General features: G+C 71.4%; 20 protein-coding genes and 1 pseudogene. 12 read left to right on the top strand and 9 right to left on the bottom strand.

Annotation, left to right across the window (positions count from 1 at the left end):
• The first annotated feature begins 4 nt into the window (after positions 1-4).
• Both V5P93_RS10805 and V5P93_RS10800 read left to right on the top strand, forming a co-directional pair.
• Positions 5-520, top strand: a complete 516-nt coding sequence (locus V5P93_RS10805; protein ID WP_146108412.1) for a hypothetical protein — start codon at positions 5-7, stop codon at positions 518-520.
• Positions 521-686: 166 nt separating this feature from the next.
• Positions 687-2,858 (top strand): MMPL family transporter, encoded by a 2,172-nt coding sequence (locus tag V5P93_RS10800; RefSeq protein WP_104483586.1) that lies wholly within the window; start codon positions 687-689, stop codon positions 2,856-2,858.
• Here the strand turns inward: V5P93_RS10800 and V5P93_RS10795 are convergent.
• Positions 2,855-3,334 carry a cupin domain-containing protein gene (locus V5P93_RS10795; RefSeq protein WP_104483585.1) on the bottom strand — a complete coding sequence of 160 codons (480 nt, stop codon included), beginning with the start codon at positions 3,332-3,334 and terminating at the stop codon, positions 2,855-2,857. The genes V5P93_RS10800 and V5P93_RS10795 overlap by 4 nt on opposite strands.
• 116 nt (positions 3,335-3,450) lie before the next feature.
• Positions 3,451-4,392: a hypothetical protein gene (locus V5P93_RS10790; RefSeq protein ID WP_146108411.1), complete on the bottom strand. Its 942-nt coding sequence runs from the start codon at positions 4,390-4,392 to the stop codon at positions 3,451-3,453.
• Positions 4,393-4,915: 523 nt separating this feature from the next.
• Between V5P93_RS10790 and V5P93_RS10785 the strand changes: the two genes are divergently transcribed.
• A complete protein-coding gene (locus V5P93_RS10785; protein WP_104483583.1) occupies positions 4,916-5,905 on the top strand; it encodes a TauD/TfdA family dioxygenase in 990 nt (329 codons plus the stop codon).
• A gap of 158 nt (positions 5,906-6,063) precedes the next feature.
• The gene (locus V5P93_RS10780; protein WP_245931817.1) at positions 6,064-6,876 is read left to right on the top strand and encodes an alpha/beta fold hydrolase; all 813 of its coding nucleotides are present in this window, start codon (positions 6,064-6,066) and stop codon (positions 6,874-6,876) included.
• Positions 6,877-7,112: 236 nt separating this feature from the next.
• Here V5P93_RS10780 and V5P93_RS10775 read toward each other — a convergent pair whose 3' ends face one another.
• The 4 genes and pseudogenes from V5P93_RS10775 to V5P93_RS10760 form a co-directional block, all read right to left on the bottom strand.
• The gene (locus V5P93_RS10775) at positions 7,113-8,240 is read right to left on the bottom strand and encodes an IS4 family transposase (RefSeq protein WP_374066474.1); all 1,128 of its coding nucleotides are present in this window, start codon (positions 8,238-8,240) and stop codon (positions 7,113-7,115) included.
• A gap of 87 nt (positions 8,241-8,327) precedes the next feature.
• On the bottom strand, positions 8,328-8,681 hold the full coding sequence (locus V5P93_RS10770) for a hypothetical protein (RefSeq protein ID WP_104482869.1): 354 nt from the start codon (positions 8,679-8,681) through the stop codon (positions 8,328-8,330).
• Positions 8,682-8,822: 141 nt separating this feature from the next.
• A complete protein-coding gene (locus V5P93_RS10765) occupies positions 8,823-9,164 on the bottom strand; it encodes a hypothetical protein (protein WP_146108345.1) in 342 nt (113 codons plus the stop codon).
• A 233-nt stretch (positions 9,165-9,397) separates the two neighbouring features.
• Positions 9,398-10,500: pseudogene (locus V5P93_RS10760) on the bottom strand (chromate transporter).
• 88 nt (positions 10,501-10,588) lie between these two features.
• Here V5P93_RS10760 and V5P93_RS10755 point away from each other — a divergent pair.
• Positions 10,589-11,572 (top strand): TIGR03557 family F420-dependent LLM class oxidoreductase, encoded by a 984-nt coding sequence (locus V5P93_RS10755; protein ID WP_104482871.1) that lies wholly within the window; start codon positions 10,589-10,591, stop codon positions 11,570-11,572.
• A 68-nt stretch (positions 11,573-11,640) separates the two neighbouring features.
• A complete protein-coding gene (locus V5P93_RS10750; protein ID WP_104482872.1) occupies positions 11,641-12,576 on the top strand; it encodes an SMP-30/gluconolactonase/LRE family protein in 936 nt (311 codons plus the stop codon).
• 461 nt (positions 12,577-13,037) lie between these two features.
• Here V5P93_RS10750 and V5P93_RS10745 read toward each other — a convergent pair whose 3' ends face one another.
• Positions 13,038-13,556 (bottom strand): OsmC family protein, encoded by a 519-nt coding sequence (locus V5P93_RS10745; protein ID WP_104482873.1) that lies wholly within the window; start codon positions 13,554-13,556, stop codon positions 13,038-13,040.
• Between the two features lie 161 nt (positions 13,557-13,717).
• On the opposite strand from V5P93_RS10745, the gene V5P93_RS10740 reads away from it, so the two are divergent.
• From V5P93_RS10740 to V5P93_RS10720, 5 genes are all read left to right on the top strand, one after another.
• Positions 13,718-14,224, top strand: a complete 507-nt coding sequence (locus tag V5P93_RS10740) for a 2Fe-2S iron-sulfur cluster-binding protein (RefSeq protein ID WP_104482874.1) — start codon at positions 13,718-13,720, stop codon at positions 14,222-14,224.
• Positions 14,221-15,219: a xanthine dehydrogenase family protein subunit M gene (locus V5P93_RS10735; RefSeq protein WP_104482875.1), complete on the top strand. Its 999-nt coding sequence runs from the start codon at positions 14,221-14,223 to the stop codon at positions 15,217-15,219. The genes V5P93_RS10740 and V5P93_RS10735 overlap by 4 nt, the downstream gene beginning before the upstream one ends.
• Positions 15,216-17,285, top strand: coding sequence for a xanthine dehydrogenase family protein molybdopterin-binding subunit (locus V5P93_RS10730; protein WP_104482876.1), 2,070 nt, complete (start codon positions 15,216-15,218; stop codon positions 17,283-17,285). Before V5P93_RS10735 ends, V5P93_RS10730 begins: the two co-directional genes overlap by 4 nt.
• A 202-nt stretch (positions 17,286-17,487) precedes the next feature.
• Positions 17,488-17,973 (top strand): helix-turn-helix transcriptional regulator, encoded by a 486-nt coding sequence (locus V5P93_RS10725; protein WP_104482877.1) that lies wholly within the window; start codon positions 17,488-17,490, stop codon positions 17,971-17,973.
• Positions 17,973-18,236, top strand: a complete 264-nt coding sequence (locus tag V5P93_RS10720; RefSeq protein ID WP_104482878.1) for a helix-turn-helix domain-containing protein — start codon at positions 17,973-17,975, stop codon at positions 18,234-18,236. Before V5P93_RS10725 ends, V5P93_RS10720 begins: the two co-directional genes overlap by 1 nt.
• 326 nt (positions 18,237-18,562) lie before the next feature.
• On the opposite strand, the gene V5P93_RS10715 is transcribed toward V5P93_RS10720, so the two are convergent.
• Positions 18,563-21,439 (bottom strand): tetratricopeptide repeat protein, encoded by a 2,877-nt coding sequence (locus tag V5P93_RS10715; RefSeq protein ID WP_104482879.1) that lies wholly within the window; start codon positions 21,437-21,439, stop codon positions 18,563-18,565.
• 479 nt (positions 21,440-21,918) lie between these two features.
• Between V5P93_RS10715 and V5P93_RS10710 the strand changes: the two genes are divergently transcribed.
• A complete protein-coding gene (locus tag V5P93_RS10710; RefSeq protein ID WP_104482880.1) occupies positions 21,919-22,842 on the top strand; it encodes a hypothetical protein in 924 nt (307 codons plus the stop codon).
• Between the two features lie 19 nt (positions 22,843-22,861).
• On the opposite strand, the gene V5P93_RS10705 is transcribed toward V5P93_RS10710, so the two are convergent.
• Positions 22,862-23,713 (bottom strand): TIR domain-containing protein, encoded by an 852-nt coding sequence (locus V5P93_RS10705; RefSeq protein WP_104482881.1) that lies wholly within the window; start codon positions 23,711-23,713, stop codon positions 22,862-22,864.
• Positions 23,714-23,757: the final 44 nt, after the last annotated feature.

Here is a 23,757-nt window from a genome sequence, read left to right as displayed (position 1 = left end):
GCCCGTGGGGGACATCAAGCGGGCGTTGGCGCGGGTGGGGGTCGCGGGCGCGGTGGGCGCGGTCGTCGCGCCGCTGTGCGTGGTCGTACTGGGCGCCATCCTGTTCATGGGAGGCAGCGTCCTGGTCGCGCTGCTGTTCGGCGTGCTGGTGGCCGCGCTGTTCGCCGTGCCTGCCCGGGTCGCCCCCGAGACGTCGTGGCTGACCGGCAGCCGGGGCGGCCGGTTCGTCTGGGGACTCCTGGTCGGTGACCTGGGCATCGGGCTGTGGGCGCTCGCCTGGCGGGCAGGAGACGAGGCGGGACTGGGGATCAGCTCGTCCGGCGGCCGCTGGCTGCCGGTGGGGGCGGTGCCGTTCGCACTGGTGGCGGGCATGCTGCTGCGGCGGTGGTACCTGGCGCTGACATCGCTGGCACTGGCGGTCGGGATCGCGTTGCTGTTGCTCGCACAGCCGGCCGCGGCCCAACCACCCGAGCCGGACCACTCGGTGCTGGGCCAGGCCTGGGCCGTCTCCGAGCCGTGAGGTCTCGCACCGGCACTCGCCTAACGGTTCTGTGAGCTGTTGCCATTCAGGTCACGGGCACCGGGGATCACTCGATCGGTGGGACGTCGCCGGTGGAGGGGCGAGGCGGGTGTCCACGGGGGACTCTCTAGCCATGCGCGACGTTACGCAGGGTCGGGGTTGACCGATGGCCACTTTGCTCTACCGCCTCGGGTTGGGGTCCGTGCGGCACCGGGTCGCGGTCCTGCTGGTGTGGTTGTTCGTCTTCGTCATGGCCGGGGTCGGGGCGGTGACGCTGTCCGGCAAGACCGTGTCCACCTTCCGGATACCCGGCCAGGAGTCGACGACCGCGCTGGAGCTGATGCAGGAGCGGTTCGGGGACGCGTCGGCAGGCGGGTCGGCGCAAGTGGTGCTGCGCGCGCCGGAGGGCCGGACGCTGGTCGACCCGGCGGTGGCCGCGCGGGTCGACGGGCTGGTCGCGGCGCTCGGGAAGCTGCCCGGGGTGGCGGCGGCGAGCAACCCGCTCGACCCGAAGGGGCCGGTGGTCTCGCAGGACCGCACGGTCGGGTACAGCACCGTCACCTACGGCGTCGAGGCGCCGGAGGTCACCGACGCGGAACGCGACGCGCTGACCTCGGCGGTCGAGGGGGCGCGCGTCGACGGGCTCCGGGTCGAGGCGCGCGGCGACGTGCTGCACAAGGCGGGCGACGTCGGCGGGCCCGCCGAGGCCATCGGCGTGGTGGTGGCGCTCGTCGTGCTGGCCGTGACCTACGGCTCGCTGGTCAGCGCCGGGATGAACCTGCTGACGGCGGTGATCGGCGTCGGCATCGGCGCGCTCGGCATCATCACCCTGACCGGCTTCGTGGACCTGCAGGCCACCACCCCGATCCTGGCCATCATGCTCGGCCTGGCCGTGGGCATCGACTACGCGCTGTTCATCGTCACCCGGTTCCGGCACGAGTTGTTCGAGGGCCGCCCGATCGCCGACGCCGCCGCGATGGCCGTCGGCACGGCCGGGTCCGCCGTGGTCACCGCCGGGTTGACCGTGGTCATCGCGCTCGCGGGGCTCGCCGTGGCGGGCATCCCGTTCCTCACCGAGATGGGGCTGGCCGCGGCCGCCACCATCGTGATCGCCGTGTTGATCGCGATCACCCTCGTGCCCGCCATGCTGGGCTTCATCGGGCGGCGCGCGCTGCCCCGCCGGGCCAGGGCGGGCACCGGGCCGGACCCGGACGAGGGCCGCGGTTTCCACCTGCGGTGGGCGAACCTGGTCACGCACCACCGCTGGGCGACCCTGGTCGGGTCGGTCGCGGTGCTCGCCGTGGTCGCGATCCCGGTCTTCTCGATGCAGACCTCGCTCGTCCAGCGGCCCGCCGAGGGCAGCAGCGAGGCCAAGGCCAACCAGCTGATCGCCGAGAGCTTCGGCCCCGGCTACTCGGGACCGCTGCTCGTGCTGGTCGACGGCCCCGACGCGGTCGCGCGCGCCGCCGAGGTCCGGCAGCGGATCACCACCCTGCCGGACGTCACCCTGGTGACCGCGCCCCGGACGAGCCCGGCCGCCGACGCCGCGCTGATCACCGTGATCCCCAAGACCGGCGCGGACGACGAGGCGACGAACACCCTGGTCCGCACGCTGCGCGACGACATCCCGGACGCCGCGGGCGCGCGGGTCTACGTCACCGGTGCCACCGCGGTCAGCATCGACATCTCGCACAAGCTCGACGACGCCCTGCCGGTCTACCTGGCGCTGGTCGTCAGCCTGGCGTTCGTGCTGCTGGTGCTGGTGTTCCGCTCGATCCTGGTGCCGGTCGTCGGCGTGCTGGGCTTCCTGCTGACCATCGGCTCCGCGCTCGGCGCCACCACCGCGGTGTTCCAGTGGGGCTGGCTCACCGAGGTCGTCAACGCGAAGTCGACCGGGCCGCTGATGAGCCTGTCGCCGATCATCATCATCGGCATCCTGTTCGGACTCGCCATGGACTACCAGGTGTTCCTGGTGTCCCGGATGCACGAGGCGCACGCCCACGGCGCGGCGCCCCGGCAGGCGATCACCACCGGTTTCCGGCAGACCGCGCCCGTGGTCATCGCGGCGGCGACGATCATGTTCGCGGTGTTCGCCGGGTTCGTCCCGGAGGGCGACGAGACGATCAAACCGATCGGCTTCGCGCTGGCCCTGGGCATCCTGTTCGACGCGATCATCATCCGGATGGTCACCGTGCCCGCCGCGCTGGCGCTGCTGGGCCGGGCCGCGTGGGCGCTGCCCGGGTGGCTGCGGTGGCTGCCCGCGCTGGACGTGGAGGGCGCGGCGCTGGAGCGCACGCACCCGACCCCGGCGCACCCGGAGCCCGCGGGCAAGCGCTAGTCGCCGTCCAGCGGCACCTCGACGGGTGCCCACAAGCTGGGCAGGTTGACGACGACGCCCTCCTGGCTGCTGCGCGCGATGACCACGACGGCGGGCTCGTCGCCGGGGTTCTCCTCGCGGTGCGGCACGTAGGGCGGCACGAAGATGTAGTCGCCGGGACCGGTCTCGAGGCGGACCTCTTGGTCGCCCTCGGCGAAGACGAACACCGGGTTGCCGGACTTGACGTAGATGGCGGTCTCGGCCTCGCCGTGGTGGTGGTCGCCGGAGTTGGTGGCCGGACCCACGTGGGTCTCCCCCATCCACACCTTGCGCGAGCCGACGGTCTTGCCGGACACGGCCTCCAGCCGCTTCATGCCGCTGGTCTGCGTGGTGTCCCCGGAGAGGTCCGCGCCCCGGATGTGCCGCAACGGGCGGTGCCAGTGCTCGGTGCCGTGGTGGTCGACGGCGCCGTGGTCGACGGCGGGGGTCTCGCTCATGTGGACTGCCCTTCTGCTCGGCTCGGCGCTAGCGAAAGCCAGGCGGGCACCGCGTGTCAAAGGCGTCCAGGTGCTGGACGGCCCGCGTCCCGTGGGACGCGGGCCGGGATCGGGCATCAGGTCCGCGGGAAGTTCCACGGGTTGGCGCGCTGGTCGTTGATCGAGACCCAGAAGCGGCCGACGTCGCCGTTGGCCCACCAGGCGTGGTCGGGGACGATGTCGGTGCCGCCGCCCTCGTGGTAGTCGGCCATCCGGTAGCCGGTGCCGAACTCGTCGGCGCAGACCTTGTCGGCGGCGGCGCGGCTCGTCAGCTCGGTGCCGCGCACCGGCGCGCTGATCTGCGCGGAGGCCGCCGCCCAGCCGTTGTGCTCGTCGGTCGGGTCCACGACCGGCGGGACGGGGGTGCCGTCCGGCTTGACGCACAGGATCGGCAGGCGCTCGGTCAGCTCGGTGTCACCGGTGTACGGGTTGGTGAAGTCGTCCGTGCCGTACCGGGCGATGTCGCCTTCCCAGCGGTGGAAGCGCGTGGTCCAGGTCATGGCGTGGCCGGTCTCGGTGTCCCACGGGTTCGCGGGCTGGTCGCGCACCGCGACCCACAGCCGCATCGGCTCACCCCTGGCCCACCAGGCCCAGCCGCCGTAGCCGTCGTGGAACTCGCCCATCTCCCAGCCGGTGCCGAAGGTGTCGGCGCAGAGCTGGTCGGCGGCGGCGGGGCTGGTCAGGGTCGTGCCCGCCACCGGCGCGGTGAGCTGGATCCGGCCGCCGGTCCAGCCCTTGTAGGAGTCGACCTCGATCCCGCCGGGCTGCGGCAGGTTCAGCTTCTTCAGGCACAGCACCGGGAGCTTGCGGTCGCACGGCGTGTCCCCGTTGTAGGGGTCGGTGGTCCGGTCGGACGAGACCAGCGCGATGTGCCGGTCGAACAGCTTGTCCCGCAGGGACCAGGTCATGCCGCGGCACTCCGGGCCCGCGGGTTCCCCCGTCGCGGACGCCGGTACCACCGCGGTCGAGAACGCCAGCGCGACCACCGCGGTCACGCAGGCGAGCAGTCTTCGCCTCAAGTCGAGCCTCCTCGGGATTCGTGGATGATCCCCCCCGCCCCGGGACGCTACTCGGACACCGTACGGACGCCACACCACCGACCGCAGCAACCGCCCGGGCACCCGGCGGGAGCCGGACGACGTGGGCTCAACGTGTTGCGGCACAACAGGAATTGGCGAACTACCGAACTTTACCGGTAGACCGTCACACGATCCACCGGCCCGGTCCAGTGGCCTGTTTGGAGTATCGCCGCGCACCGGTGTTGATCGTCCATTCGAGTGATTCCCGGACCGCGGCGCCGCTCGCAATCCGTACCGGGGCGGTCTCCCGATTCCGCGGCCCCGACGAGTACCGACCGCGCGGGCCGCTCGTTCGGCGCAGCGGACAGGGGACCACCCGGGGATCCCCGCCACGCTGGGCAACCATTCGCCAACCCGACCCCTCGCCGGTTGTCAACCCACCCCGCCTCGATCCGGTGGGATGACGACCAAGATGGCGGCTGACCGTCCACCCCAGTCCGATCGACGACAGAGGAGACCCGGCATGACCGTCGACGTCCTGCCCGAGCACGGTACCGACCACGTGATCACCCTGACCGGGCCGGAACGCGCCGAGGTCGAGACCACCGCCCGGCACCTGGCGGACCTGGCACCGCGCCTGCTCGACTCGCCCGAGTGGCTCGCGGGCGCGCGGGAGGCGTCCGCCACCCTGCCCGTCCGCCTGCGCCAGGCCATCCGCCGCTTCACCCACGACGCGGGCCGGGACGGCGTCTTCCTGGTGCGCAACCTACCGGTGGACGCCGCGGCCTTACCCCCCACGCCGAACGTGCCGGGCTCGGTGCAGCGCGAGACCACGGTCGCGGCGGCGGCCGAGGTCCTGGTGGGACTGAACCTCGGCGAGCCGCTCGCGTTCCGCGAGGAGAAGAGCGGGGCGCTGGTGCAGGACGTGGTCCCGGTGCCGGGGATGGAGAAGTTCCAGGGCAACGCGGGCTCGGTCGCGCTGGCGATGCACGTGGAGAACGCGTTCCACCCGTACCGCCCCGATTACGTCGGCCTGCACTGCCTGCGCAACGACCACGACAACCAGGCGGGCCTGCTGCTCGCGTCCATCCGCAACGCACTGCCCGCGCTGCCCGACGAGGTCCGCGAGATCCTGCGCTCGCCCCGCTACACCACCGCGCCGCCCGCGTCCTTCGGCGCCCTGGGCGCGGATCCGCGCCCGCACGGCATCCTGTCGGGTTCCTGGGACGATCCCGACATCCAGGTGGATTTCGAGTCGACCCACCCGCTGGACGGAGAAGCCGAGCAGGCCATGGCCGTGCTCGGCGACGCGCTGCGGTCGGTGCGCCGGACGTTCGTCCTGGAGACCGGGGACCTGGCCTTCGTGGACAACCGCCTGACCCTGCACGGCCGAACCGAGTTCACCCCGCGCTACGACGGCCGGGACCGCTGGTTGCAGCGCGTCTTCATCCACCAGAACCACCGCCGTTCCCGCGTTCTCCGCCCGACCACCGCGCACGTGCTGGTGAGCTGAACGTCGTGGGGCCCCGCCGACGGGGCCCCACGACCGTCATCCGACTTCCCGCACCACAGCAGCGCGGCGTGGTGCAGGATCGAGAGCGGCCGGACCACGCTGCGGACCTGGGAGCAGGACGGGATGTGCGCGCTGGAAAACACAATCAGGGCGGCCCGGTGATCCGGGAGCCGGTCACCGACGACGTCCGGGCCGACGACGGGTGTCGGTTGTGGGTGTCCGCGAGCGGTGCCGGTGTGCCGGTGATCCTGTGCCACGGCGGGCCGGGCCTGTGGGACATGTTCGGCGACCTCGCGGACTCGCTCGCGGCCCGGACGGTCCGCTGGGACCAGCGGGGGTGTGGGCGGTCGGAGCGGCGCGGGCCGTATTCCGTCGAGCGGTCGGTGCGGGACCTCGACGCCGTCCGGGCGCACTTCGGGTTCGACCGGGTCGCCGTGCTGGGGCATTCCTGGGGCGCGACGCTGGCCCTGCGGTACGCCTTGGCCCACCCCGAGCGGGTGCGCGGGCTCGTGTACGTGGCGGGCACCGGGCTGGGCCACGACTGGCGCGCCGAGTTCAAGCGGAACGCCGAGGCCCGGCTCACCGGGCAGGTGGGCCGCGACCGCACCGACGACGACCGGGAACGGGCGGTGGCGCAGTGGTCGGCGGACTTCACCGACCCCGCGACGGCCCGTTCGTACGCCGAGCGGATGGCCGACCCGTGGTTCCCCATCAACTACGAGTGCAACGCGACGATCAGCGCCGAGGCGCGGCAGGACGAGGAGACCGCGCTGGTCGCGGCCTGCCGGGCACTGCCGGTCCCGACGCTGGTCATCGACGGCGCCGACGACCTCCGCCCGCGCTGGGCCGTCGACTCCCTGGCACGGGCGCTCCCCGTGGTGACGCGGGTGGTGCTGCCCGGGGTCGGGCACGTGCCGTGGTTCGAGGCACCCGACGAGTTCGCCGCGGCGGTGTCGGACTTCCTGGGCTAGCCCCAATGCCGGTCGGTTAGGTGGTTTCGGCTGGTCGGCGGCGGTGTCGGGTCTTGCTGGGCGGGGTGAGGGTGATGTTCGAGTGAGGTGGTCGGCTGTTTCGGAGTTGTTGTCGGTGTCGTGCGCGTTTGACCGGGAAGTTGCTCATTTTCCGTTTGATCACCCGCGGGTAGCTCCGGTGGCGGCGTTCCGGGTTGATCTCGCTGCCGACCTCGATCGGCAACATCCGATAGTGGTCATCGCTGTGCGTGAGGGGGGAAAGATCCCGGCGCCCAGATACGGGACCGGATGACGCGTACCGTGTTTTTGTGTGAGATCCGATCAGGATCGAGCTTCGCGTGATCGGCGGCGTCGACCTGCACACACATCGTGGCGTAGTGCACCGCCAGATGCGCCCAGAACTCCTGCCGTACCCCGTCGGGCGATTTCGACCGGAAGATCTTCTCGGTATTGAGTTGGACACTCTTGATCTGTTTGAGGAAGCCCTCGATGTCCCACCGTTCGTGATAGAGCGCGGCCAGTTCCTTCGCGGGCGCCAGAAGCGGGTCCAGGATCGTGGTCACCAACCGATACACCTCCTCCGTCCACGGCAATCGGTACTCGATCAGCCGTAGCCGGAAAGATGGTTGGCCCGAACTCCTCGGCGGGGTGATCTCGGCGATACAGGAACCGTCCGATAGTCTCTCCACCGGCCGTGGGGCGAGGTTCGCGGTCACTCTCCACAGCAGGTCGGCGCCGGTATCCACGGCCTTGGCCCAGCGACGGGACGAGTAGATGTGCCGGTCGGCCAACACCAGCATGCCCGGCCGCAATGAAGAGAACATCTCCTCGATCAACATCGTTTCCGCGGCGGCATAGCCATCCATCCGGGCATCGAATACCGCGTGGGTTCCCAACTCGACCACACACGCCGCTTGAATCTGAGGATACGCCGTCTTTCCCTCGCCGCGCCCTGAACCGGGTCGCCCGAACTCGCGATCGTTCTCCTCGGTATCCGGCACCGTGAACGTCGTCCCGTCAACCGCTGTCAACAACCAATCCCCATACCACGCGCCTATCGTCTCCCGGCACGCTCTCGGTCGTATCACCGCCCGCACCGCGGTCTCCATCGGCTCCGAACCCAGACGACGACGAGCATCACCGATCGAACCGGTCGTCGGTACCCGATAGCCCTGCCCTCCACGACCGAACGCCGACATGAGAATCTTCATCGTCGACCGGTACGACTCATTCGGGAAAAGACACAAAGCAAGCGTGAAATAGAAGACCAACCGAGCAGGCAATGCGCGGGTCCGCTGTTCCCGACGCCAATACTGGTCAATGACCCGATCGACCAACTCCACCGGAAACGTCCGAGTCAGCACACCAACCGCAGCTCGGTCGGCCAGACCGCCGCCCTCGCGCACACCCAACCCAAGATCCACCACCGCAGGCTACAGCCCCGCCATGACCTAACCGACCGGCATTGGGGCTAGCCCGCGATGTGCCGGGAGATCAGCGACACGAGCCGCGGGCCACAGCGCGGCGGGGAGGTCGTGCCCCATGCCCTCGATCACGACCAGTTCGGCCCCCGGGATGGCCGCGGCCGTGGCCCGACCGCCGCTGGGGTGGCACATCCGGTCGGCACCGCCGTGGATGACCAGCGTGCGCGCGGTGATCGTCCGGAGCCGCGCGGTCCGGCCGCCGGAGACCACGTACGCGACGGCCTGCCGCGCGCTGCCGAGACCCAGTGCGTCGACCGGCCCGAGGCGTTGGTAGCAGAGGTCGATCCCGGCACCGACGGAAACGGTCTTGAACTCACCCACGGCATTCCCCATCCCAGCTCGCTGGGATGGGGAATGCCACCGGGGAGAATGAATCGCAAACCGGGGAACTGTCTTTGCCATTTCAGTTTAGCAGCCGTGGGCCCGCCGCGCCAGAATGGCCGCGACGGGCCTACGCTCGCCTCAGCGGAACTCGCCCCAGATTTCGGAGATGGAACCGCCACTGGGGAAGCTCACACCGGAGTAAAGACCAGCCGTCACCCACGGGCCGTATTCGATCGAGCAGCCGCTGCGGCAGTACTTGACCCTGATCCGGTACTCACCCGGGATGCCGCTGCAGATGAGCGAGGCGAAGGTCGAGTTGTTCGTGTAGACGCTGCACGGGTCGAGCGCCGCCTGGGCGGTGACCTGCGTGGTCACCGCGCCTGCGGCGTCCGCCACCGTCGTGGCGCTCGCCGTACCCGCCAGGCCCAGGATCGAGCCCGCGACCCCGATGACCGCCGCCATCCTCGTGATTGCGCGCACTGCCGCCTCCTTGTAGCAAGTGGTTGGTCGCTGTTCAGACAAAACAACGGGGCGCACTGAACCGGTCGGCAATAATGCGTTAGCCCCCAGTTCCCCGACCGCATCGAATTGCCTTCATCGGACAGTAACGAGCCTTTCGCAGGCATGTCAAAGGCTTCACGCTCGGTGGAATACTACGACGTTCGGCCGATACCCGACCGCCAAAAACGCGCGGCCGTCGAGTCAGTCGGCCGCTAAACAATCGCGAGCAGCGCGCCGAAAACCCCGGCACCCAGCAACGCCGCCACGACACCGCGGCGGAACACCAGCAGCCACAGGACCGCCGCGACCAGCACGCCGAGTTGCCACCGGTGCGCCAGCGCCAGGCCGAGGGGTACCGCGGAGCCCGCGATGGCGCCGATCGCCGCCGCGCCCGCGCCGGTCAGGAACGCCTGGGCCCGCTCGTTGTCCCGGAGCCGGTCCAGCCGGGGGCCGCCCACCAGCACGAACGCGAAGGACGGGGCGAAGGCGATGGTCGCGGCGAGCAGGCCGCCGCGTAGCCCACGACCGCGACCGTCTGGACCACCGGGCCGGGGGTGATCTGCCCGAGCGCCACCGCGTTGAGGAACTGCCCGTCGGTCATCCAGCCGTAGGTGTGGACCGCGTCCTCGCGCATCAGCGGGATGATCACGAAGCCGCCGCCGTAGGACAGCGCGCCGACCTTCGCCGCCACCCACGCCAGTCCTCCGACGCCGCCCGCGACGGGCAGCGCGACCGGGACGGCCCACACCTTCGACACCTTCGTCGACACCTCGAGCAAACCGGCCGCCACCAGGACCAACACCAGCCACGGACCCGTCAGCACCCCGGCGACCCCAGCCGCGACGAGGTACCCGCACCACCGCGCCCGGCCGCCGACCCCGGGGCCCGCCCGCCGCCAACCGGCCGGGATCAGCCCCCAGGCCGCGTGCAGCGCGACCGCGGGCACCGCCGCGCCCGCGCCCGCCGCCGCCCCGGTCACCCACACGGGCGGGTTGTCCGCCAGGAACAGCACCGCCAGGGCCAGGATCACCACCAGCCCGGGCACGATGAAGCACGCGCCGCCCACCAGCGCCCCCACCGCACCCCGCAGCCGCCAAGCGCACAGGATCGCCAGTTGGGTCGACGCCGGGCCGGGCAGCAGGGTGGTCACCGCGATGCCGTCCTCGAACTCCCGCTCCGACAACCACTTCCGGCGGACGACGCACAGGTCGCGCAACAGGGCGATGTGCGCGGGCGGTCCGCCGAAGCCGACGCAGCCGATCCGGCCCCACTCGCGCACGATCGTGGACAGCGCCACACGGTCCTCACTGGACATGGAGCAACCGTGCCCGGTCGGGCATTGCGCACGGGTGAAGCTCCGATGACATTGGTTTGTCCGGTGACCAACGGGTACCCGAACGGGCATGGTGAGCTTTGGCTACTTCCTGTCTTGTGAGGAGTTCGGCCCGCACGACCTCGTCCGGCAGGCGCGGGCGGCCGAGCGGGCGGGCTTCGAGCGGCTGTGGATCTCCGACCACTTCCACCCGTGGAACCGCGAGCAGGGGCAGAGCCCGTTCGTGTGGTCGGTGCTCGGCGCGCTGTCGGAGGCGACGCGGCTGCCGGTCACCACTGCGGTGACCTGCCCGACCACGCGCATCCACCCGGCCGTCGTCGCACAAGCGGCGGCGACCACCGCCGTGCAGTTCGAGGGGCGGTTCACGCTGGGCGTCGGCAGCGGTGAGGCGCTCAACGAGCACGTGCTCGGCGACCGGTGGCCACCCGCCGACGTGCGGCTCGCCATGCTGGAGGAGGCCGTCGAGCTGATCCGCGCACTGCACCGCGGCGACGAGGTCACCTACCACGGCAACCACTTCACCGTGGAGAACGCGCGGATCTACACACGGCCCGACGCGCCCGTGCCGATCTACGTGTCCGGGTTCGGTCCCAAGGCCGCACGGCTCGCGGGCCGGGTCGGCGACGGGTTCGCGTGCACCAAGCCGGACAGCGGGCTGGTGCGCGCGTTCCGCGAGGCGGGCGGCGGCGACCGGCCCGCTCAAGGGGGACTCAAGTTCTGCCACGCCGCGACCACCGCCGAGGGCGTGCGGACCGCGCACCGGCTGTGGGCGAACTCCGCGCTGCCGGGCGAACTCGCGCAGGTCCTGCCGACACCGCGCCACTTCGAGCAGGCTTCGGAGCTGGTGACACCGGACATGGTCGCGCGCAGTGTGCCGTGCGGGCCGGACCCGGAGCCGTACGCGACCGCGATCCGCGGCTACGTCGACGCCGGGTACGACGAGGTCTACGTCCAGCAGATCGGGCCGGACCAGGACGCCTTCTTCGAGTTCTGGCGCCGCGAGCTGGGGCAGATGGCGGAGCAGGTCGTGCGCGAGGCGCCGCTGTCGGTGTGAACCGCCGGCAACACCGGTACCCGGTTTGGTCTAGACCATGCTGGACCGGTCCAAGCACACTCGGGCAGATGACACGCAGAATCGCGTTGTTCGTCAGCGTCGTGCTCGCCCTGTTCGCGGTGCCCGTGGTGGCGACCGCCGCGCAGGCACCGGGCTTCCCCGACGAGCTGCGGCTGCCGGACGGCTTCCGCCCCGAGGGCATCGCCATCGGGCGGTGGCCGGTGGCCTACTTCGGATCCCTGGCCGACGGCCGCATCCACCAGATCGACCTGCGCACGGGCACGGGCAGGCAGCTGAGCCCGCCCGCGGGCGGGCCGTCGGTGGGGCTCAAGGTGGACACCGACCACAACCGCCTGTTCGTCGCGGGCGGCACCGGCGGCGAGGTCCGCGTCATCGACACCCACGACGGCAAAGTCCTGGCCCGCTACAAGGTCCCCACCACCGGCGCGTTCCTCAACGACGTCACCATCGCCCGGGACGCGGTGTGGTTCACCGACTCCAACAACGCCTCGCTGTACGAGCTCCCGTTGGGCCCCAAGGGAGAACTCCCGGACGCGAGCAAGCCCCTCACCACCCTCCCCCTGACCGGCGACTGGCAGAACGTACCGAACTCGTTCAACGGCAACGGAATCGTCACCACCCCGGACGGAAAGGCCCTGATAGTAGGCCAAACCGCCACGGGCAAACTGTTCCGCGTGGACCCGGCCACGGGCGCGGCGAAGACCGTCGACATCGGCACCCAGACCGTCACCGGCAACGACGGCCAACTCCGCCTGGGCCGAGACCTGTACGTCATGGAGAACGGCCGCGGCACGATCGCCAAAATTGCCCTCTCACCCGACGGCACCACCGGCACCCTCCAACGAAGGCTGAGCGACTACCGCTTCGACACCGCCACCACCATCGCCAACTACGGCGAGAGCCTGTACGCGGTCAACGCCCGCTTCAGCACCCCACCAACCCCAACCACCACCTACACCGCGGTGTCCGTGCCGCGCTTCTAGAAGCCAGGGTGGGTCCACCCACGCCCGGGCGGACCCACCCGGTCACCCGCCTCCAACTACCCCTGCCAGCGCCCGGACTCCACGTGTCCTCCCCTGCCGGCAGCCAAGCGGTAGCTGGGATGCGCCGGAGATAGGGCGGGACACCGCCGTACTCGCGCACGCATCGCGAGAACAGCAGCGGACCCGTTGGGTTCTGCCTTCAACTCGCGCTCGCAGGTGAATGGCGGACCGGCGATCTTGCTCCACTCAGCGATCGCGGAGGCCACCAAGTCCAGCGGCACCCGACTGTCCCCTGCCACCGCCCGGACTCCGGGCAGCCCCCGCCCTTCCCCTGGGGGACAGCCCTGCTCCAGTCTATCGGCGGAGCAGGGCGGAGCACGGGGTGGCGAAATCCTGTGGATGCGGACGAGGCATGGGGATAACCCGCGCCAGCGGTGGGGGTTGGCTCGATCGACTTGCGGTCAGCCCGCCAGTTCGATGGTGACCGGGACCGCGCTGCCCAGCGTGTGGCCCACCGGTGAGCTGCCGATGACCTTGGCGTGCAGCGTCTCCAGTTCCTCCCGCGACGCGGGTGACGAGATCGTCACCTTCGCCGTGATGCTGTCGAACCCCGCGTGCCCCTCCGCCAGCCCCAGGAACACGCGCAGGTCGATGTCGCCCTTCAGGTCGATCCGCAGGTCGTCCAGGCGGATTCCGGCGACCGTGGCGTTGGCGGCGTAGCCGACGGCCAGGCAGTTGCCCAGCGCGCTCAGCAGTTGCTCCACCGGGTTCGCGGCGCTGTCCCCGCCGCCGAGGGCGGTGGGTTCGTCGGACGGGGTGGGGGTGAAGCCGCGGACTCGGGCTTCCGAGCGGAAACCACCCGTCCAGGTGACGTGCGCGGCCCAGGTGGTGGCGGCCTTGGTCGCGTCCGCCTGGACGGCGCCGACCAGCGCCCCCACCGCGTCGATGTCCACGTCGTTGAGCCGGACCTGGGTCGTCATGGGTCGCTCCAAAGCCTCGTCGGGGGGCGTTTCCGGCAGCCTCCCCAGCCCCGCGACCGGCCGCAAGCGCACCCGGATGGCGGGACGGGCGGCGGGGACCATCCGTGTGTGGTACACGCTTGGAGCGGTTGGACGGGGCAAGGTCTGGGTACCGTAGCGGGGTGGAGACCGACGTCACGCTCCGAGTCGATGGTGCCGAGCACGACCTCAGGATCGAACCGCGGACGACGCTGCTCGACGCGCTGCGCGAACGGGTGGGCAACACCAGCCCCAAGCGCGGCTGCGACCACGGGCAATGCGGGTCCTGCACGGTCCTGGTCGGCGGCAGACGCGTGCTGAGCTGCCTCACCCTCGCCGTCCGCTGCCACTTGGCCGAGGTGACGACCGCGCGCGGCCTCGGCCAGAGCGGGCCGCACCCCGTGCAACAGGCGTTCCTCGACCACGACGGCTTCCAGTGCGGTTTCTGCACCCCCGGCCAGATCTGCTCCGCCGTCGGCATGCTTTCCGAGTTCTCCCAAGGACACCCCAGCCACGCGAGCGCGGACGTGGCCGCCGAGCCCGACCTGACGGAGTCCGAGGTGGCGGAGCGGATGAGCGGGAACCTCTGCCGCTGCGGCGCGTACGCCAACATCGTGCCCGCGCTGCTGGACGTGGCGGGCGGGTCATGACGCCCTTCGACTACCGCGTGCCGACCAGCGCGGGCGCCGCGGTCGACACCGTCGCCGCCAACCCGGCGGCCGTGTTCCTGGCGGGCGGCACCAACCTCCTCGACCACCTCAAGCTCGGCGTCGCCGAACCGGAGGTCGTGGTCGACGTCAACGCCGTGACCTCGGACGAGATCCGCGACGATGACGGCGGCGGTCTGTGGATCGGCGCGGCCGTGCGCAACAGCGACCTGGCCGCCGACCGCCGGATCCGCACCCGGTACCCGGCGGTCGCGGAGGCGTTGCTGTCCGGCGCGTCGGGGCAGCTGCGGAACATGGCGACGGCAGCCGGGAACCCGTTGCAGCGCACCAGGTGCGTGTACTTCCAGGACACCACGACCCCGTGCAACAAGCGGGAGCCGGGCACGGGCTGCTCCGCCGTCGGCGGCTACACGCGCTACCACGCGGTCCTGGGCGCGTCCGACCAGTGCGTGGCCACGCACCCGTCGGACCTGGCCGTGGCGCTGGCCGCGTTCGACGCCGAGGTTCAGGTGCTGGGCACCGGGGGCACTCGGGTGATCCCGTTCGTCGACCTGCACCGCCTACCCGGCGACGCCCCGGAGCGCGACACCGTGCTGGAGCGCGGCGACCTGGTCACCGCGATCACCCTGCCCGCGCTGCCGATCGCCGCGAAGTCCCGCTACCGCAAGGTCCGCGACCGCGCGTCGTTCGCGTTCGCCTTGGTCTCCGTCGCGGCGGCGCTGGAAGTCGAGGACGGCATCGTGCGCGACGCCCGCATCGCACTCGGTGGAGTCGCGCACAAACCTTGGCGGGCGACCAATGCCGAGGAGGCGCTGCGCGGCATGCCCGCGGACGAGGACAGCTACCGCAGGGCCGCGCGGCTCGAACTCGCCGACGCGCGGGCCGTGGCTGGGCTGGACGGCGGCAACGCGTTCAAGATCCCGTTGGTCGCGCGAACGCTCGTGGCCGTGTTGCGCGAGCTGGGAGGTGCGCGGTGACAACGCTTTCCGACCGCCAGGCGATCGGCCGTGACCTGGTCCGCCGCGAGGGCGGCCTGAAGGTCACCGGCACCGCGCCGTACGCGGACGACGCCGAAGTGGACAGTCCGGTGTTCTGCCGGTTGCTGCTCTCCCCCACCGCCCGGGGCCGGGTGACCGGCATCGAGGTACCGGAAGTCCCGGGCCTGCTGACCGTACTGCGCGCGGGCTCGGCGGAGAAGTTGACGTCCACTGGGGACGATGAGCTGGCCGTCCTGCAGGACACCTCGATCGCCTTCCGTGGCCAGATCATCGGCGCGGTGATCGCCGAGACCTCCGAGGCGGCAAGGGAAGCGGCGCGGCTCGCGCGCGTCGCGTGCACCGAGGAACCGCAGGACACCGCGTTCTCCCCCGACCGCGACGACCTCTACAAGCCGGAGAAGGTCAACGCGGGCTACCCCACCGACACCGCGCAGGGCGATCTCGACGCGGCCATGCGCACGGCCGACGTCACGGTCGAACGCACGTACACCACCGCGACGTACCACAACAACCCGATGGAGCCACATTCGACAACAGCGTTGTGGGACGGGGAGAACCTGCTGCTGTGGGAATCCACGCAGGGCGTGCACCCCGTGCGGGAGACCGTGACGGAGGTGTTCGGGCTGGCGCCGGAGCGGGTGCGGGTCGTGTCGCCGCACGTCGGCGGCGGGTTCGGCTCGAAGGGCGCCGCGCACGCCAACGTCATCGTCGCCGCCATGGCCGCCCGCGCGCTCCCCGGCAGGCCGGTGCGGCTGGCGCTGACCCGGCGGGAGATGTTCTCGCTGGTCGGCTACCGCACCCGGACCGTGATGCGGACCCGGCTGGCGTCGTCGGCGGACGGGGTGCTGTCCGGGGTCGGCATGGACGTGGTCGCGCCGACGTCGAAGGTGACCGAGTTCGCCGAGCAGGCCGGTGTGCCCACCAGGATGATGTACGCCGCGCCGCACCGGGCCACCTCGCACCGGCTGGCCGCGCTGGACGTGCCGGTGCCGACGTGGATGCGCGCGCCCGGCGAGTGCCCCGGCATGTTCGGCAACGAGGTCGCGATGGACGAGCTGGCCGAGGAGTTGGGCGTCGACCCGATCGAGCTGCGGGTCCGCAACGAGCCCGCGGTCGACCCGGCGTCGGGCAAGCCGTACTCGAGCCGGGGCCTGGTGGCGTGCCTGCGCTCCGGCGCGGAGCGGTTCGGCTGGTCGGGCAGGCGCCGCCACCGGGTCGGGGACTGGCTGGTGGGCACCGGGGTCGCGTCATCGGTGTACCCGGCGTTCCGCATGCCGCACTCGACCGCCCACCTGCGCTACGCCGACGGCCGGTACGTGGTGTCGATCGGGGCCGCCGACCTGGGCACCGGCACGTGGACCGCGCTGGCCCAGATCGCGGCGGACGGCCTCGGCGTGCCGGTGGAGCTGGTGGAGGCCCGGATCGGCGACACCGACCAGCCGTACGCGTCGGTGGCGGGTGGTTCGTCGGGGATCTCGACCTGGGGTTCGGCCATCGTCGAGGCGGCGCGCGCGTTCCGCGAGAAGCACGGCACGGAACCCCCGGACGGCGCGGAGGCCACCGGCGAGATCGGCTCGAACCCCGCCCAGGGCCAGTACGCGATGTACGCCTTCGGCGCGCAGTTCGCCGAGGTCCACGTCCACGCCGACACCGGCGAGATCCGCGTGCCGAGGCTGTTCGGCATGTTCGCCGCGGGCCGCATCGTCAACCCGCGCACGGCCCGCTCCCAGCTGATCGGCGGCATGACCATGGGCCTGTCCATGGCCCTGCACGAGACCAGCGTCCTGGACCCGCGCTTCGGCCACGTGGTGACCCAGGACTTCGCCGACTACCACGTCGCCACCTGCGCCGACGCCTACCGCGTGGAGGCGGACTGGATCGACGAACACGACCGGCACGTGAACCCGATGGGCACGAAGGGCATCGGCGAGATCGGCATCGTGGGCACGGCCGCCGCCATCGTCAACGCCGCCCACCACGCGACCGGCGCCCGCATCCGGGACCTGCCACTGACCCTCGACAAGCTCCTACCCCACCTGCCGTGAACGCCGCGGTCGGAAACAGAGTTTTGAATACCAAGACACCTTGCCGTGTCCACGATTTGGCCAGTTTTTCGGCGGAATTCTTCTAAATTCCAGCCTTGCCAGGCATAAGCCGACCAATGCGGCCTCTTGTGGCGACGGCACGAACGTAACAATCCTACGCTACCCACGATGTAACTCCTCGGGACACTCCGGGGAGGCCACCGTGACCGACATACCGACACGGCTCCCCGACCCCGTTGCCTTCGCCGAAACAATCGGGTTTCTGCTGCTCACCGCCCGCGAGGAGGCCGATCTCCCCCGGCACGCGGTGGCGAAGAAACTGGCCGTGCCGGTGGACCCCACGACACTCAGGACCTACGAGTACGGGTTGCGCAGAATTCCGGCCGCGCGATTCGTCATGCTGTGCCAGGCGTTGGAGGTGTCCCCGGGCAGGATTCTGGCCCTCGCGCTGCGACGGCTCTCAGGTGGGCCGGAACCCACACTCCGCATCGATTTCACCGCACTACTGGCGGACCCGGACATTCCCGGGGAGGTGCGGGAGTGGGCGGAGGATGTCCATTCGCGACGGGCCGCGGTCGACGAGGTGCGGTTCACCGAAGTGCGCGGCATGGCGATGGCCGCACAGCGCGACATCGTCGACCTGCTGTCGACCCTCTGGCAATACACGGCCGAACGAAGCGATGCCTGATGTCCATCCACAGTGGACCAGACTGGGAGCGCGAGTTCACCAGGCGGCTGGGCGCCGAGATCATGACAGCCCGACAGGCCCGCGGCTGGAACCGGAGCACCTTGGCCACGGCGCTCGCCTCCACCGGAGAGAAGAGCATAAGGTTCTACGAGCAAGGCAGGCGCCGGTGTTCGCTCTACCGACTCCTGGAGATCTGCGACGTCCTCGACGTGTCGGCGCCCGACCTCCTCGACCGCGCGACACCTCAGCCTTTTAGCGGCTGAGCAGCTATTTCCACTACTTCTTCTTCCAGGTTCGCCAGTAGTCGGCGTCACGGGATACCACACTGCGAGATGTGACCTGATCGGACTTCCGCGCCGCCGCAGGCACCACGCTCGGGTTCAGCCGTACGTGCGAAGGTAAACTCGCCATTCGATAGGCCTTTCGTGTCCGCCGTGCGACAAGTGGACACAGGATAGCCCCACGCTTCACCTCATCGAGTGACAGGGGGCCACAGAAGGTCTTCTTGCTGGTCAGGCAACTAGATAGGCGAGCAGTCGCGCTCTACATGGACCGTCCCGGCGGGAATAGCCCAGCACCCCTGGGAAGCCTACCGGGATTCGCCCAGCTTCTCCCTGAGCCGGTCCAGGGCAGGGGCGACGCCGAGCTGGGTGCAGAGCTGCCGGGCCCACTCGTAGTTGGCGACCGCCGCCGCCCGGTCACCCAGGGCCAGCTCCGTGTCGCCGAGCAGTTCGGCCGCGACCGCCAGGTAGCACACATCCCCGGCACCGCGCAGCAGGTCCACCGCCGTACGGCACAGGTCGCGCGCCCGCTCGTACTCGCCGGTGCGGTAGTGGATGCGCGCGATGACCGTGTGGCACCGCGCGGTGAGAGGTAGGTGCGCCTGCTCGTACGCGAGGTTGCGCGCGGTCGCCGCCAGTTCGTGGGCGTCGGACAACCGCCCCTGTGCCAGGTGGATGCGGGCGAGACCGAGGATGGCGCAGGCCCGCACGGGCCGGTTCCCCGTGCGCTCGGCGTCGTGCTGGGCAGCGCGGAGGTGGTCCGCGGCCGCCGCCAGGTCCCCCTGCTCCAGCCGCGTGTCCCCCAGCCCGTACCGCGACCACGTCACCATTTCCTGGTCCCGGGCCGCCAGCGCGCTGGCCAGGCACTCCTGGTACAGCTCGGCCGCGCGCGGGTAATCACCCGTCTGGATCTCCAGCCGGGCCAGTTGGTGCAGGGTGCGGCGCGTCCCCGGCTCGATGCCGAAGAGCCTGCTCAGGCGCATGGACTCGCGGAAGGCGCGGCGGGCGGCCTCGAACCTGCCCATGCTGGTGAGCACCGTGCCGAGGTCGTGCAGGGTGGAGGCGAGGCCGTCCTCGTCACCCAGTTCCTGGGTGGACCGGACGGCGTGCAGCAGCACCACCCGGGTCTGCTCGTGCCTGCCGACGCTGTCCAGGTAGCTCTGCAACGACTGGGCGAGGCGCCAGCACTGCTGGTGGAAGCCCCGGTCCACCGCGTACCCGACCGCGGCGACCAGGGTCTCCCGCTCACGCGCGAACCACCGTCCCGCCTCGGCCGCGTCGGCCAGGTCCACCGGCGGGTTGTCCCGCCCGGGGGTCAGCAGCGGGGGCGGCGCGCTCTGCTCGGGCTGGTACAGGGTGTGCGCGGCGACCGCCGACACCAGCAGGTGCTCGAGGACCCGCTGGTCGGCGGCGCGCAGGTCCGCCGGGGACTCGTCGCGGCCCGCCCGGTGCTTGCCGAAGTCGCGGACCAAGGCGTGCAGGCGGTAGTGCCCCAGGTCATCGGGCTGGCCGACCAGGCTGTTGTCCACCAGCACGTCCAGGCTGGCGCGGGTGCGCCCCGGCCCGCGGTCGTCGATGGCGATCGCGGCCGCCAGCGAGACCTCCCACCCGGGTGCCCGGCTGATCAGCCGGAACAGCCGCCGTTCCGGCTCCGCCAGCTCCCGGTAGGAGCCGAGGAAGGTCGCGTTGAGGTCCGGCTCGGTCCCGTACCGGTCGCCGAGGGTCCGGGTGAACTCCGCCACCGACACCCCGGGCCGGGCCGCGACCCCGTCGCCCATCAGCACGATGGCCAGCGGCAGGCCGCCGCTGCGCCGGACCAGCTCCGCGCAGGCGTCCGCCTCCCGCTCCGCCCGGGCGCCGATGATGCCCGCGAGCAACCGCCGCGCGTCGGCCGCGGTCATCGTGGGCAGGTTGACCCGTACCGCGCCGAAGCGGGTGAGGCCCTTCAACCGCTGCCTGCCGACCAGGACCACGGTGCCCGCGGTGAACAGGGAGAACAACTCGTCGAGCTGGAGCGCGGCGGAGACGTTGTCGAGGACGAGCAGGACCGTCTTGTCCGCCAGGAGTTCGCCCAGCCGCTGGCGGCGGGCCACCAGCGGCAACGCCTCCAGCGCCGTCCAGTCCAGTTTGGCCAGCAACTCGTTGACCACGCCCTCCTCGTCGCGCGCCTGGCCGCACAGGTCGACGTAGAAGGCGTGGGTGAACCGCTTCCTGAGCGTCCAGGCCCAGTGCACCGCCAACGAGGACTTGCCGACGCCGCCCATGCCGTCGACGGTGACGACCCGGAGCGCTCGACCCTCCTGTTCGGACAGTGCGGTGTCCAGTGCGGACAGTTCGACGGCGCGGCCGACGAACCCCGGTATGTCCTGGGGCAGCTGCCACTGGCGGGGTTTCGCGGGCGCGGTACCGGGCGCCTCCGAGTGCGCGGCGTGCGCGTTGACCCGCAGGGCTTTCCACTTCTCGTCGAGGCGGGCCACGCCTTCGCGGTCGCCGTCCGCGGCCAGCACCTGGCGGATCTCGCGGTGGTAGTCCTCGGCCTCGGCCGCGCGGCCGACGCGCACCAGGGCCGCCAGCCTGCCGTCGATGAACCTCTCGTCGCCGGGGAACGTCCGCTGGACGTCCTCGATCACCGCCAGCGCGTCGTCGCACTCGTCGAGCGCCAGCATCGCCGAGACGAGCATCGCGTACACCCGCGCCGGCTCCAGCGCGGACGCCTGCGCGCGCCACCGCCGCGCCCACTGGGAATCCACGTCCGCCAGCGGTGTGCCGCGGCGCAGCAGCGGCACCGCGGCGCCGAGCAGTTCGCGGGCCTTCGTGGCCTGCCCGCCGGTCAGGCACCGGCGCGCGTGGTCGACCAGGTCCATCAGCTGGAAGGCGTCCACGTGCTCCCGCCCGACGTCGAGCCGGACCGTGGACTTGCCGCGCACGACCCGCACGCCGTCGAGCGCGGCCTCCACCTGCTTGCGGAAGCGGCTGACGTGCCCGTAGACGGTGTCCGCGACGTTGGTGGGCCGCGCCGAGGTGCTCGGCCAGGCGTACTCCAGCACGCGGTCCAGCGACAGCGCCTCCATCGGGTGCGCCAGCAGGACCGCGAGCACCGCCCTTTCCCTCGGCTTGCCCCGGGTCTGGAAAACACCATCGATGCGGATGGCCGTTTCCCCGAGCACCCCGAACACAGCGTCCACCTGCCCACCCCCGTGGCCTGTCCTCCCCTTTTTGGATAGTCGATGTTACTGACCCCAAGGGCCGAAGTCTCGAAATTTCTCAGCCGATTCGACGACTGACAGGTTTTTGACCAGCCCGGTCCGCTGGGATGTCCGCCCGCTGTCCGCGCGCTGTCCGCGGACAGCGCGATCACCATGGCGCGCACCGTTGATCGGCCGGTTCGCACCCGGAGACTCGATCTCGTTGGCAGCACGGGGAAAGAGTGGGGGTCGACATGCGTGAGGCGTGCCGGGCCGAGGGGCCGACCGAGTTCGAGCGCGGTTTCCGGCCAACCGGGGCGAACCGTAAAACCGTTTTGGTGATGATGTCGTCGATGACCGAAGGCACCCGGTTGATGGAACTGTTCCCTCTTTTGGAGTCCGACAAGCGGATTCGGCTGGTGCGCACCGTGCCGGCACACGGGAAAAGCTGGAACGGATTGGCAGAATCCTTCGCCGAAATGGACGCGGAGACGATTCCGTGGACCCGCGCGGTCCGCTCGCGGTGGGATCTGGTGCTCACCACCCGCCACGAGCACGTCGGCGAGGTCTCCGGGGAGGTGTTGGTGTTCCAGCCCGGCGCGGGGACCCCTGCCCGCCTCGACCGGGAACCGCCGACCTACCGAGGCCGCGTCCTGCCGTCCGCGCTGGCGCTGCCCCACCTGACCGATGTGGACGTCCTGTGGCGAACCCGTCCGGAGGTCCTGCCCGCCGCGGTCGTGTCGGGTGACATCTGCCTGGACCGCATGCGGGCCAGCGCGCACCGGCGCGCGGCGTACCGGTCCGCACTCGGCGTCGGTCCCGGCACGCGGCTGGTGACGGTGTGCTCCACGTGGGGCGCCGAGTCGCTGTTCGGGCGCCACCCGGACCTGTGCGACCGGCTGGTGGACGAGGCGGGTGACGACACCCGGGTCGCCGCGGTGCTGCACCCCGCGATCTGGGCGGCGCACGGGAAAACGCGCGTGCTGGCCCGCGCGCGCCGAGCGGGTCTGCTGGTCGTGCCGCCCGAATCCGGTTGGCAGGCCACGGTGCTCGCCAGCGACCACGTGCTGGGCGACCTCGGCTCGACCACGGTGTACGCGGCGGCTATGGGCATACCGGTGCGGCTCGTCGCCGCCACGCACCGCGCCTTCCCCGGCGGCATCGCCGACGAACTGGCCCGCGCGGTCGGCCGGATCGACCTCGGAGCCGCGTTGCTGCCCCAACTCGCGTCCGCCGTGGACGGCTCGGTCGGCGAGCTGATCACCGCGCTGGTGTCGAGTTGCCCCGATGAGGCGTCGGAGCGGCTGCGCAACGTGATGTACCTGCTGCTCGGCCTCGACGAGCCCGTGTGGCGGGCGGCGGTGCGCCCGTACGCGCCACCGCGTCCGCACGACCCGCCGTGAGGCCGCCGGTCGAGCGCGGTCAGTCGTCGGACTGGAAGTCGGAGAGCATCCGGTCCACCGCCTGGCGCCAGGACCGGACGTCCGTGCCACCCGCCGCGCCGTCGCGGGTGCGCTGTTCGTTGGTGACGGCGAGCACCAAGCGCAGTGTTTCCCAATGGCGGCCGTTGACCTCGTGGACCGTCGTCCCCCGCAGCAGCAGCCGGTTGTCCACGACCTCGGCGATGTCGGGGCGGTGGGTGAGCGGCGGCCAGCGGGGCGGGCGGCGCCAGTGCTCGGTGAACAGCTCCGCCCAGGCCCGGTCGGGTGTCTCCGACAGCGGCAGCGGCACCACGTACAGGCCGCTGCCCGGGGAACCGTCGTCGCGCGGTGGCCGGACCTCGTCCGGCACGGGCGGCCGGACGACGACCGGTCCCGCCCGGGTCGGCGGGACCGACACGGCGCGCAGGGCCGACAGGTGCGCGCGCACGTCGTCCGCCACCGCGGGTCCGGCGGCCGGGGCGACGGGCAGGAAGAGCTTGCCGAGGCCGGTTCCGGAGCCGCCCGCGACGCGGCGGAGGGGGACGACCGTCAGCCCCCGGGCGCTGACGCCGTCGGGTCGGGTGTGGCCCGCCGGTTCCGCCCAGTGGCTGCCCATCGTCCCGGGTTCGACGATCGAGACGAGCACGTCGACCCCGGCGAGGTGGGGTTGGACCAGGGCGGCGGCGGACTCGCCGGAGCCGAAGGCGCCTTCGTCGAGCAGGACGTGCATGCCGCCGTCGGCCAGGGCCGTGCCGATCGCCCGCGCCGTGGCCGAGTCCTGGCGGGAGTGGCTGACGAGCACCCGGCGCAGGGCGGCGGGTGGTTCCGGCGCGGTCCCCGCGTGTTCGGACACGACCGGGGATCGCGCGACCGGGTCGGGGTGTTAGTGCCCGCGCG

Origin of the sequence: Actinokineospora auranticolor (assembly GCF_041897805.1) — a bacterium.
In the GTDB taxonomy this organism is placed as follows: Bacteria; Actinomycetota; Actinomycetes; order Mycobacteriales; family Pseudonocardiaceae; genus Actinokineospora; species Actinokineospora auranticolor.
Note: the sequence above shows the minus strand (reverse complement) of the source record. Positions and strands in the feature narration are given on the sequence as shown.

Excerpts from the sequence above, each read along its gene's own strand:
- V5P93_RS10800 (WP_104483586.1), top strand. The coding sequence starts at position 687 with ATGGCCACTTTGCTCTACCGCCTCGGGTTGGGGTCCGTGCGGCACCGG.
- V5P93_RS10795 (WP_104483585.1), bottom strand. The coding sequence starts at position 3,334 with ATGAGCGAGACCCCCGCCGTCGACCACGGCGCCGTCGACCACCACGGC.
- V5P93_RS10785 (WP_104483583.1), top strand. The coding sequence starts at position 4,916 with ATGACCGTCGACGTCCTGCCCGAGCACGGTACCGACCACGTGATCACC.
- V5P93_RS10755 (WP_104482871.1), top strand. The coding sequence starts at position 10,589 with ATGGTGAGCTTTGGCTACTTCCTGTCTTGTGAGGAGTTCGGCCCGCAC.
- V5P93_RS10750 (WP_104482872.1), top strand. The coding sequence starts at position 11,641 with ATGACACGCAGAATCGCGTTGTTCGTCAGCGTCGTGCTCGCCCTGTTC.
- V5P93_RS10745 (WP_104482873.1), bottom strand. The coding sequence starts at position 13,556 with ATGACGACCCAGGTCCGGCTCAACGACGTGGACATCGACGCGGTGGGG.
- V5P93_RS10735 (WP_104482875.1), top strand. The coding sequence starts at position 14,221 with ATGACGCCCTTCGACTACCGCGTGCCGACCAGCGCGGGCGCCGCGGTC.
- V5P93_RS10720 (WP_104482878.1), top strand. The coding sequence starts at position 17,973 with ATGTCCATCCACAGTGGACCAGACTGGGAGCGCGAGTTCACCAGGCGG.
- V5P93_RS10710 (WP_104482880.1), top strand. The coding sequence starts at position 21,919 with ATGGACGCGGAGACGATTCCGTGGACCCGCGCGGTCCGCTCGCGGTGG.